Origin of the sequence: Caldicoprobacter faecalis (assembly GCF_900115765.1) — a bacterium.
Lineage (GTDB): Bacteria > Bacillota > Clostridia > Caldicoprobacterales > Caldicoprobacteraceae > Caldicoprobacter > Caldicoprobacter oshimai.
The window spans coordinates 1-11,543 of sequence record NZ_FOXR01000047.1 but is presented as its reverse complement, the minus strand read 5'-3'; the positions used below and the strand labels follow the sequence as shown (position 1 = coordinate 11,543).

At 48.1% G+C, this 11,543-nt stretch carries 10 protein-coding genes and 1 other annotated feature; all 10 genes read left to right on the top strand.

The window, feature by feature from the left end; genetic code table 11:
* Positions 1-95: EF-Tu C-terminal domain-related protein (locus BM241_RS11240; protein ID WP_449240102.1), on the top strand; the 95-nt coding region annotated here is incomplete at its 5' end.
* Positions 96-295: 200 nt separating this feature from the next.
* Complete coding sequence (gene rpmG, locus BM241_RS11235) at positions 296-445, top strand: 50S ribosomal protein L33 (protein ID WP_025748469.1); 150 nt, start codon at positions 296-298, stop codon at positions 443-445.
* Positions 446-485: 40 nt separating this feature from the next.
* Positions 486-713 carry a preprotein translocase subunit SecE gene (gene secE / locus BM241_RS11230; protein WP_025748468.1) on the top strand — a complete coding sequence of 76 codons (228 nt, stop codon included), beginning with the start codon at positions 486-488 and terminating at the stop codon, positions 711-713.
* Between the two features lie 42 nt (positions 714-755).
* Positions 756-1,280, top strand: coding sequence for a transcription termination/antitermination protein NusG (nusG, locus tag BM241_RS11225; RefSeq protein ID WP_025748467.1), 525 nt, complete (start codon positions 756-758; stop codon positions 1,278-1,280).
* Positions 1,281-1,293: 13 nt separating this feature from the next.
* Complete coding sequence (gene rplK / locus BM241_RS11220; RefSeq protein WP_025748466.1) at positions 1,294-1,719, top strand: 50S ribosomal protein L11; 426 nt, start codon at positions 1,294-1,296, stop codon at positions 1,717-1,719.
* Between the two features lie 52 nt (positions 1,720-1,771).
* Positions 1,772-2,461 (top strand): 50S ribosomal protein L1, encoded by a 690-nt coding sequence (rplA, locus tag BM241_RS11215; RefSeq protein ID WP_092282816.1) that lies wholly within the window; start codon positions 1,772-1,774, stop codon positions 2,459-2,461.
* Between the two features lie 17 nt (positions 2,462-2,478).
* Positions 2,479-2,618: a sequence feature (ribosomal protein L10 leader region), on the top strand.
* 31 nt (positions 2,619-2,649) lie between these two features.
* On the top strand, positions 2,650-3,177 hold the full coding sequence (gene rplJ / locus BM241_RS11210; protein WP_025748464.1) for a 50S ribosomal protein L10: 528 nt from the start codon (positions 2,650-2,652) through the stop codon (positions 3,175-3,177).
* Positions 3,178-3,237: 60 nt separating this feature from the next.
* Positions 3,238-3,618, top strand: a complete 381-nt coding sequence (gene rplL, locus BM241_RS11205) for a 50S ribosomal protein L7/L12 (RefSeq protein ID WP_025748463.1) — start codon at positions 3,238-3,240, stop codon at positions 3,616-3,618.
* A 362-nt stretch (positions 3,619-3,980) separates the two neighbouring features.
* Positions 3,981-7,697 (top strand): DNA-directed RNA polymerase subunit beta, encoded by a 3,717-nt coding sequence (rpoB, locus tag BM241_RS11200; RefSeq protein WP_092282815.1) that lies wholly within the window; start codon positions 3,981-3,983, stop codon positions 7,695-7,697.
* Positions 7,698-7,726: 29 nt separating this feature from the next.
* Positions 7,727-11,293, top strand: a complete 3,567-nt coding sequence (gene rpoC, locus BM241_RS11195; RefSeq protein ID WP_092282814.1) for a DNA-directed RNA polymerase subunit beta' — start codon at positions 7,727-7,729, stop codon at positions 11,291-11,293.
* The last annotated feature ends 250 nt before the right edge of the window (positions 11,294-11,543 follow it).

The following is an 11,543-nucleotide window of genomic DNA, read 5'->3' as shown; positions in this document are numbered from 1 at the left end:
TTACGCCCATAGCGATAGAGGAAGGGTTGAGGTTTGCTATAAGAGAAGGTGGCAGGACTGTAGGCGCCGGTGCTGTAACTAAAATCATCGAGTAAGCTTAAGGTTTTATAGCATGGTCGACAAAAGCGCAGGTAGTTGCCTGCGCTTTTATTGTGAATTATCAGGGAAAACTTCGTTTTAGGCCGAAAAATCTTGAAAGCTCATTGACAAGGATGAAGTTTATATGGTAAATTAAAATAGTATTGATTTACAAAGAAGCAGGTAGTCGAATATAAACTGGAGTGAGGTGTAGGGGATGCGAGTAAATATCACGCTGGCTTGTTCCGAGTGTAAGCAGCGAAACTATAATACCACCAAAAACAAGAAAAATGACCCCGACAGGTTGGAGCTGAGGAAATACTGCAAGTACTGCAAAAAGCATACCATTCACAGGGAAACAAGATAAAGCGTAGAGCAATAAGAAAAAGGTTGAGGGTGTGAAAATGATGGCGAAAATTGCCCAGGGTAAAGCCGAGGCAAAGATGTCTGGCCGAAGGAAGAGAATAGCAAAATATTTTCGGGATGTTATTTCAGAGGTGAAGAAAGTATCTTGGCCCGACCGTAAGGAGTTGGTGAATGCTACTATTGCAGCTATAGTTTTTATTGTGATCTTTGCAATAGTGGTAGGGATAGTGGATTTGATTTTAGGCCAGCTCCTTAAGTTGATAACGTGATGTAAGAGAGGGGGGCCAAATAAAAAGGGAGGCCCTTGGTTTATGAGCGAAAGAGAGCAAGCAAAGTGGTATGTGGTTCATACTTATTCGGGGTATGAGAACAAAGTAAAGGCTAATATTGAAAAGATGGTAGAAAGCCGTGGAATGCAGGATTTGATACTGGAAGTGAGAGTTCCTACCGAAGAACAGATCGAGTTCAAAAACGGGAAAAAGAGAGTAGTTAGCAAGAAAATATTTCCAGGATATGTATTGGTAAAAATGATTATGACTGACGAATCCTGGTATCTTGTTCGTAACACCAGAGGTGTGACAGGATTTGTAGGCCCTGGTTCCAAGCCCGTACCTCTTACTCCTGAAGAAGTGCGCATGATGGGAGTAGAGGATGTTCCGATCAAACTGGATGTAGAAGTGGGCGATAACGTGCGCGTTACATCAGGGCCCTTGGAGAATTTCATTGGGGTGGTTGAAGAGATTTATCCTGATAAGCAAAAGGTAAGAGTTTTGGTTTCAATGTTTGGCAGAGAGACCCCCATAGAGTTGCGGTACAATCAGATACAGAAAATTTAAGGAGGTGTAAGAGATGGCTAAGAAAGTGGTAGCTGTGGTGAAGCTGCAAATTCCTGCCGGGAAAGCCACTCCTGCTCCGCCAGTTGGACCAGCGTTAGGACAGCATGGCGTTAACATAATGGCGTTTTGCAAGGAGTTCAACGAGAGGACTGCAAAGCAAGCAGGGTTAATAATCCCGGTTGTTATCACTGTATATCAGGATCGTTCATTTACGTTTATTACTAAGACACCGCCTGCAGCGGTTTTGTTGAAGAAAGCTGCTGGGATCGAAAAGGGTTCTGCTGCCCCCAACCGTGAAAAGGTAGGCAGAGTAACAAAGCAGCAGATCAGAGAAATTGCTGAGCTGAAAATGCCGGATCTGAATGCATCCAGCATTGAGGCCGCGATGAGCATGATTGCAGGTACTGCCCGCAGCATGGGCATAATCGTAGAAGACTGATGAAAATTGTGGGAGGAGTATTTTCCGCCTAACACCACAAGGAGGTTGAATCATGAAGCGAGGTAAAAGGTATCAGGAGCTTTTGAAGCTGGTGGATCGTACCAAGCTGTATGATCCTGAAGAGGCGGTAAAGCTTGTAAAGCAGACTGCCAATGCAAAGTTTGATGAAACCATCGAAGTTGCAGTGAGATTAGGGGTTGATCCCCGACATGCTGACCAGCAGGTGCGCGGTACGGTGGTTCTACCCCATGGCACTGGTAAGACGGTCAAGGTCTTGGTATTTGCCAAAGGTGACAAGGCAAAAGAGGCTGAAGAAGCAGGCGCTGATTACGTGGGAGCAGAAGAGCTGGTGGCGCGCATTCAAAACGAGGGCTGGTTGGACTTTGATGTGTGCGTTGCTACCCCTGATATGATGGCCATGGTGGGTAGGCTGGGGCGAATTTTAGGTCCCCGAGGTTTGATGCCCAATCCCAAGGCCGGTACGGTAACCATAGAAGTGGGCAAGGCTGTACGGGACATCAAAGCAGGTAAGGTAGAATATCGTGTGGATAAGGCAGGTATTGTGCATGTAGCCATTGGGAAGGCATCTTTTGATGAAAACAAGTTGCTTGAGAATTTGCAGGCTTTGATAGAGGCTATAGTTAGAGCCAAACCCGCAGCTGCCAAGGGGACTTATCTGAAAAGCATTGTGCTGTCCAGCACCATGGGACCGGGGATAAAGGTAAACCCGGCGAGATTCTAATATTTAAAAATCTAAAAAATTTATTTGAAGGCTTACCGCAGACAGTAGGTGCCTTTGCGCTTAAATGTGTTTGCACAGCCTACCGAGGTAAGGTAAAGGGATGGGTATATACTGCCCTCTTACTGTCTTGCGGTAAGGGGGCTTTTTAGTTTTTGCTTATCGTTGCTTTAAAGGAGGTGATAGAGGAGATGCCGGTCCGCGAAGAAAAAGTTCAGATTGTATCCGAGATTAAGGAAAGGTTATCCAATTCAAGCAGTGCCATCTTGGTGGATTATAAAGGCCTGACGGTTGAAGAGGTCAATCAGCTCCGCAAGAAATTCCGTGAAGCGGGGGTAATCTACAAGGTATATAAGAACACCTTGATAGAGATTGCAGCGCGCGAATTAGGATTGGAAGGTTTAATCCCTCATCTGGAAGGGCCTACGGCCATAGCCTTTGGCGTGAAAGATCCAGTAGCTCCGGCCAAGATCCTTTTGGATACCATGAACGAGCTTAACAAGATGGAGTTTAAGGTCGGAGTGGTGGACGGAAAGATAATTGATGTGGATGGTATCAAGGCGCTGGCCAAGCTTCCATCCAGAGAAGAGCTTATTGCCAAAATGCTTGGCAGCTTAAATGCTCCCATCGCCAATCTGGTGGGAGTGCTCAGTGGCCCAATACGGGCGCTGGTATATGCTTTAAACGCTGTCAAAGCACAGAAAGAAAAAGAGGCTTAAAGACAAAATGCACTTGCTCAAAAATCAAAAACAAATCTTTAGAACGGGAGGTAGTTTAGAATGGATAAGAATCAACTGATAGAAGCTATTAAAAATATGACGGTTTTGGAATTGGCAGAGCTGGTAAAAGCTTTGGAAGAGGAGTTTGGGGTTAGCGCAGCTGCTCCGGTGGCTGTTGCCCCGGTTGCTGGCGCACCTGGTGCTGCCGCTGCTCCGGCTGAAGAGGAGAAGACAGAGTTTGACGTCATCCTTACTGAGGTTGGAGCAGAAAAGATCAAGGTTATCAAGGTTGTACGCGAGCTGACTGGTTTGGGCTTGAAAGAAGCCAAGGATTTGGTAGAGAGCGCACCCAAGCCGGTTAAGGAAGGCGTCAGCAAGCAAGAAGCTGAGGCTGCTAAGGCTAAACTCGAAGAAGTCGGTGCCAAAGTCGAGATTAAATGACAGGAGCATAACTAAAAGGGACTCTAAAACGAGTCCCTTTTTTATTGAAATTTAAAATTTTTAACCGTTGACATCTACACATAGTTATGATAATATTAAAAATTGCATTAATGGGTAAGGAGGTCATAACTCATTACATAATTTCCTGTTGTGTTTATATTTTACACCGAATAGGGTATAAATTTCAAGGGAATAATTTATAATAAGCCAAAGTAGGTTCGTGGTGGGGTTAAAAACCGGAGGGGGATCTTTTTGTCATTTTTTATTTTTGACTTTGCCCTCATATATTGTTTCGGTAGCCATATTGGTATGATGGAACACGCTTGTCGACGTTTAATAAATTTAAGGGGTGATTAATTTTTATGGTGCATCCAGTTCAGGTAGGGAACAGGACAAGGATGAGCTATTCTCGAATTGATGAGGTGCTGGATATTCCAAATCTCATTGAGGTTCAAAAGAATTCATATCAGTGGTTCTTAAAAGAGGGTTTAAAAGAGGTATTTGAGGAGATTTCGCCCATCACCGATTATACGGGGAATTTGGTGCTGGAGTTTGTAGATTACAGGTTGGGAAATAATCCAAAGTACTCTGTACAGGAGTGCAAGGACAGGGACATGAATTACGCAGCTCCGTTAAAGGTCCGCGTTCGTCTCATCAATAAAGAGACCGGTGAGGTAAAAGAGCAAGAAGTGTTTATGGGGGATTTTCCTTTGATGACCGAGCGAGGCACCTTTATAATTAACGGAGCCGAGCGCGTAGTTGTCAGCCAGCTGGTACGTTCGCCGGGTGTGTATTATTCTGAGCAGACCGATAAAACGGGCAAGAAGATGTATTCTGCAACTATTATACCTAATCGTGGTGCCTGGCTGGAGTATGAGACCGATTCCAGCGATGTGATATATGTACGCATTGATCGTACTCGCAAATTGCCCATAACAGTTCTTTTGCGAGCGCTGGGATATGGAACCGACGGCCAGCTTAAAGAAGCGCTTGGTGAAGATGAACGGCTATTGAATACTTTGGAAAAGGATAATACCAAGACGGAAGAAGAGGCCTTGATTGAAATCTATAAGCGCTTGAGGCCAGGTGAGCCGCCCACCGTCGAGAGCGCAAAGCAGCTTTTGACGTCGCTGTTTTTCGATCCCAAAAGGTATGACCTGGCACGGGTGGGGCGCTATAAGGTCAATAAGAAACTGGCATTGAGCGCGAGGTTGAATGGACGTATATGTGCTCGTGATGTGGTGGATCCTTCGACTGGAGAGATATTAGCTGAAGCAGGAGAAAAGATTACGCGCGAGAAAGCCGAGATGATACAAGATGCCGGCGTCAATCAGGTAGAAGTATTGCTGGATGATGAAAAGGTCGTCAAGATAGTGGGCAACCATTTCGTTGACGCAAGGCAGTATTTGAGCTTTGATCCGCAGGAAGTCGGTATCAACGAAAAGGTGCATTACCCTGTTTTGAAGGAGATTCTTGACCAGAATCTGAGCGAGCCGGAACTGAAAGAGGCCTTGAGGGCAAACCTTAACAGGCTTATTCCCAAGCACATTATAGCAGATGATATTGTGGCCTCTGTGAACTATATTATTCATCTATTTAATGGTATTGGCCATATTGATGATATCGACCATTTAGGCAACAGGCGTGTGCGAGCTGTGGGCGAGCTATTGCAGAACCAATTCAGGATTGGACTGTCGCGCATGGAAAGAGTGATTAAGGAGAGAATGACCATACAGGATGTGGAAACGGTAACCCCTCAGGCTCTTATAAATATTCGTCCTGTGGTGGCTGCCATTAAAGAGTTTTTTGGCAGCAGCCAGCTTTCTCAGTTTATGGATCAAACCAACCCGTTAGCTGAACTGACTCATAAGCGAAGGGTAAGCGCTTTGGGGCCTGGAGGTTTGAGCCGCGAGCGTGCAGGCTTCGAAGTGAGAGACGTACACCACTCCCACTATGGTCGAATCTGTCCTATAGAGACCCCAGAGGGACCCAATATTGGTTTGATAAACTCTCTCAGCGTTTATGCCCGTATCAATGAGTACGGTTTCATCGAATCTCCGTACAGGAAAGTGGATCAGAAAAACAAGAGGGTAACTGATGAGATAGTCTACCTTACTGCCGATGAAGAGGACGAGTACGTGATTGCCCAGGTCAACGAAAAGCTGGACGAAAATGGATACTTTGCAAACGAGCGCGTCATGGCCAGGTTCAGGGACCAGATATACGAGGTGCCCAGGGAACAGGTAGAGCTCATGGACGTCTCACCCAAACAGGTCGTGTCTGTCGCTGCATCGCTGATTCCCTTCCTTGAAAGCGATGACGCCAATCGCGCTCTGATGGGTTCCAACATGCAGCGCCAGGCTGTTCCCCTCATACGTACCGAGGCACCTATAATCGGAACAGGTATGGAATACAGGGCTGCTAAAGATTCTGGAGTAGTCGTGGTGGCAAAAGAGTCCGGAGTGGTCAAAAAAGTTTCTGCTGATCAGATTGTGATTAAAGAGGATGGTGGTAAGGAAGAAGTATATAACCTGATTAAGTTTGCTCGTTCTAACCAGGGCACTTGCATAAATCAGCGCCCCATTGTAGATGTGGGGCAACGGGTTGAAAAGGGACAGGTCATAGCGGACGGGCCTTCCACGGACCATGGTGAGCTGGCTCTGGGGAAAAACGTGTTGGTGGGTTTTATGCCCTGGGAAGGTTATAACTACGAGGACGCTATCCTGATCAGTGAAAAGCTGGTAAAGGAGGACGTATATACCTCTATTCATATAGAAGAATATGAGGTTGAAGCTCGTGATACTAAGTTGGGCCCCGAAGAGATAACCAGGGAGATACCCAATGTGGGTGAGGATGCTCTCAAGGACCTGGACGAAAGGGGCATCATAAGGGTAGGCGCTGAGGTGCAAGCAGGAGACATACTGGTGGGTAAGGTTACTCCCAAGGGCGAGACCGAGCTGACGGCTGAAGAAAGGCTGTTGAGGGCCATATTTGGTGAGAAGGCCCGTGAGGTCAGAGACACCTCGCTGAGGGTTCCTCACGGCGAAGGCGGAATTGTGGTGGATGTGAAGGTGTTCAGCCGTGAAAACGGCGATGAGCTGGCACCAGGCGTCAATCAGATGGTAAGGGTGTATGTGGCGCAGAAGCGCAAGATATCTGTGGGCGATAAAATGGCCGGGCGCCATGGAAACAAGGGCGTCATATCCAGGATATTGCCCGAGGAGGATATGCCCTTCCTGCCGGACGGTACTCCGCTGGAGATAGTGCTCAATCCTTTGGGCGTCCCGTCTCGTATGAACATTGGACAGGTGCTGGAGACGCATTTAGGTCTTGCGGCCAAAGCTCTTGGCTGGTATGTGGCTACGCCGGTTTTCGACGGTGCCAACGAGGAGGATATAATGGATGCACTTGAGAAAGCCGGTTTCAGCCGGGATGGAAAGGTCACCCTTTACGATGGCCGTACGGGTGAGCCGTTTGAGAACCGCGTGACGGTAGGGTATATGTACATGATGAAGCTGGTGCACCTGGTTGATGATAAGATCCATGCACGTTCCACTGGGCCTTATTCGCTGGTTACTCAGCAGCCTCTAGGAGGTAAGGCGCAGTTTGGCGGTCAGAGGTTTGGCGAGATGGAAGTTTGGGCCCTGGAGGCTTACGGTGCTGCTCATACCCTGCAGGAGATGTTGACGGTAAAATCCGACGATGTGGTGGGACGCGTCAAAACGTATGAGGCTATTGTAAAAGGGGAAAACATCCCAGAGCCGGGCGTACCCGAATCGTTCAAGGTGCTTATTAAGGAGCTGCAGAGCTTGGGACTTGACGTAAAAGTGCTGTCAGAAGAAAAAGAAGAGATAGCTATCAAAGAGACTGTCGATGATGACATAGAAGAACTGGGCGTAAATATAGAAGGGCGAGAGAAGGATAAGGTTGTGGAAGAGCCGGTAGAAGAAAAAGATGAAGAGAAGGATTTTGAAGATGAGGAACTGGAGAATTTTGATTTGGACGACATCGTGGATATACCTGGTTTAGAGGACCTGGACGATTTGGACAGCCTAAAGGATATAGACGATGAAGAGTAAGACTATTAAAGAAAGGAGCGGAAGCTTCGGTGGAACTCAATAACTTTGACTCTATACAGATTGGTTTAGCTTCTCCTGATAAAATTCGCGAGTGGTCTCGGGGCGAGGTTAAAAAGCCCGAGACCATAAACTACAGGACTTTAAAACCTGAAAAGGATGGCCTGTTTTGTGAGAGAATCTTCGGACCTACAAAGGACTGGGAATGCCACTGTGGAAAGTACAAGAGGGTTCGGTATAAGGGAATCATATGCGATCGTTGCGGCGTAGAAGTGACCAAGTCTAAGGTGCGCCGCGAGCGCATGGGGCATATTGAATTGGCTGCCCCAGTATCCCATATATGGTACTTTAAGGGCGTTCCCAGCCGCATGGGCTTGCTGCTTGATATGTCGCCCCGGGCTCTGGAAAAAGTTTTGTATTTTGCCGCTTATGTGGTAATAGACCCGGGCGATACGCCTCTGGTCAAAAAGCAGCTTTTGACCGAGAGGGAATATAGGGAGTATCAGGAGACATACGGCAACAGGTTCCGGGCGGGGATGGGAGCCGAGGCCATAAAGGAGCTGCTACAGGAGATTGACTTGGATGCACTGTCCAAAGAGCTGCGAGAGGAGCTAAAGACGGCTACAGGTCAAAAGCGTATACGCCTCATAAAGCGCCTGGAAGTGGTGGAGGCTTTCAGAAAGTCGGGCAACAGGCCAGAATGGATGATATTGGATGTTATTCCGGTTATTCCGCCTGAGCTCCGTCCCATGGTGCAGCTGGATGGTGGCCGTTTTGCTACCTCGGACCTCAATGACCTTTACAGGCGGGTGATTAACCGCAACAATCGTCTCAAGAGGTTGCTGGAACTGGGAGCTCCTGATATCATCGTGAGAAATGAAAAACGAATGCTGCAGGAAGCGGTGGATGCCCTTATAGATAACGGGAGGAGGGGTCGCCCCGTTACAGGGCCGGGCAACAGGCCGCTTAAGTCCTTGAGCGATTTGCTTAAAGGTAAACAGGGGCGATTTCGTCAAAACCTGCTCGGAAAGCGCGTGGACTATTCGGGACGTTCTGTAATCGTGGTGGGGCCCGAGCTTAAGATGTATCAGTGCGGGCTTCCAAAGGAGATGGCGCTGGAGCTGTTTAAGCCTTTTGTCATGAAGAGGTTGGTTGAAAGAGGGCTGGCCCACAACATAAAGAGCGCAAAGCGCATGGTGGAGCGCGTAAGGCCCGAAGTATGGGATGTGCTGGAGGAGGTCATAAAGGAGCATCCCGTGCTTTTGAACCGTGCACCTACACTGCACCGTCTGGGAATCCAGGCCTTTGAGCCCGTTTTGGTAGAGGGGCGCGCCATAAAGATTCACCCGCTGGTGTGTACAGCATACAACGCTGATTTTGACGGTGACCAAATGGCGGTACACGTTCCGCTGTCGGTAGAAGCTCAAGCTGAGGCACGCTTTTTGATGTTATCCATCCATAACATGCTAAAGCCTTCGGATGGCCGGCCTGTGGTATGCCCCACTCAGGATATGGTTATAGGGTGTTATTATCTCACCATTGAGCGTGAAGGCGAGAAAGGCGAAGGAAGGGTGTTCACAGGGCCCGACGAGGTGATAATGGCATATCAGACGGGTCAGGTGGGACTTCATGCCCGCGTTAAGATGAGGGTTACAAAGGAGATAAATGGGGAGAAGGTATCTAAACTGATAGATGTGACGCCCGGCAGGGTTATATTCAACGAGGCCATTCCGCAGGATTTGGGATTCAAGGACAGAAATAATCCGGATGAGGCCTTTGACCTGGAAATCAATACTCTGGTAGATAAAAAGATGCTGGAAAAAATAGTTGACAGGTGTTACCGCAAATATGGCAATACCGAAACCGCCATTGTATTGGATAAGATAAAGGCGCTGGGTTTCCACTATGCTACAAAAGGCGCCATTACAATAGGCGTATCCGATATCGTGGTGCCCGAAGAGAAGCAAGAGCTTCTCAAACAAGCCGACGAAGAGGTTGCACGGATTGAGAGGCAGTATCGCCGTGGCCTTATCTCGGATGAAGAGAGGTACAACAGGATCATATCCATATGGAATGAGACCACCGATAAGGTCACCCAGGCCCTTTTAGCTGCCATGGACCCATTTAACCACCTGTACATGATGGCCAACTCTGGTGCACGTGGCAGCATTAACCAGATCAGGCAGCTTGCCGGAATGCGCGGCCTTATGGCCAACCCGGCTGGCGTGATCATAGAGGTGCCCATACGTTCTAACTTCCGCGAGGGCTTGACTGTACTGGAATTCTTCATATCCACCCATGGCGCCAGAAAGGGATTAGCTGATACCGCGCTGCGTACCGCTGACTCGGGTTATCTTACCAGGCGTTTGGTTGACGTCAGCCAGGACGTCATCGTACGGGAAGAGGACTGCTTTGCGAGACTGGGAGAAGAGGTAAAGGGCTTTGAGGTGACGGAGATAAGGGAAGGTAACGAGGTCATCGAACCGCTCATCGACAGGATTTTAGGGCGTTACGCCGCAGAAGACGTCATAGACCCCAATACTGGAGAGGTCATAGTATACACCAATGAGCTCATAGACCACGAAAAGGCTGAGCGGATTGTAAAGGCCGGCATTCAAAAGGTGTGCATACGCAGCGTGTTTACCTGCCGTACCGAGTATGGCGTATGCGCCAAGTGCTACGGCATTGATTTGGCCACCGGCCATCCTGTAAACGTGGGAGAAGCGGTTGGTATCATTGCTGCCCAGTCCATTGGCGAGCCGGGTACTCAGCTGACCATGAGAACCTTCCACACCGGTGGCGTCGCCGGCGAGGATATCACCCAGGGTCTGCCGCGCGTTGAGGAGTTGTTTGAAGCGCGTAAGCCCAAAGGATTGGCGGTTATCTCCGAAATTTCAGGTACCGTCAAGATAAACGATACCAAGAAGAAGAGGGAGATCATTGTAACGTCGCCTGACGGAGAAACCAAGGTCTATACGGTGCCCTATGGTGCCCGAATAAGGGTAGAAGATGGGCAGCAGATTGAAGCAGGGGATGAGCTTACCGAAGGTTCGGTCAATCCGCACGATATATTGAAGATAAAGGGTGTAAAGGGCGTACAGGCTTATCTCTTGCAGGAGGTTCAAAAGGTTTATCGTTACCAGGGTGTAGATATAAATGATAAGCATATCGAGATAATCATCAGGCAGATGCTCCGCAAGGTGAGAGTAGAAGATCCAGGTGACAGCGACATGTTGCCTGGTGGCCTGGTAGATATATTCGAGTTCGAGAGAGAAAACGAGAGGATTGTGCAGCAGGGCGGGCAGCCTGCTGTGGCCAAGAGGGTGCTGCTGGGAATCACTAAAGCATCGCTGGCCACCGATTCCTTCCTGTCAGCTGCTTCCTTCCAGGAAACCACGCGCGTGCTGACCGATGCAGCCGTAAAGGGCAAGATCGATCCTCTGATGGGCCTTAAGGAGAATGTCATCATCGGCAAGCTAATTCCGGCAGGCACTGGCATGAGCAGGTACCGCGATATCGAGGTGCGTACCGAGGAAGAGCTTAAAGCTCAGGAGGACGAAAAACAAAATGATAGAAAAACAGCGGCAGCATCTGTCTGATTGAGGCGTAACAGGGGTTATGTTACGTGGCGATGTTTCTGCTGATATTGGGGCAATCCCGATATCAGCAGAAACTGTAAATATTTATTGTGTTGTTTTCGCGTTTGTTCTTGGAGAAAGGGCTCAAAAATGAGCCATTTTTGTGTTTAAATATGTGTCAATAGTCTGTGAAAATGTCACCTCAAAAAGGATAATTTTATTCAGTAAAAATGTCAACTATGGGTTTTAAAAAATATTACAGAGATAATTT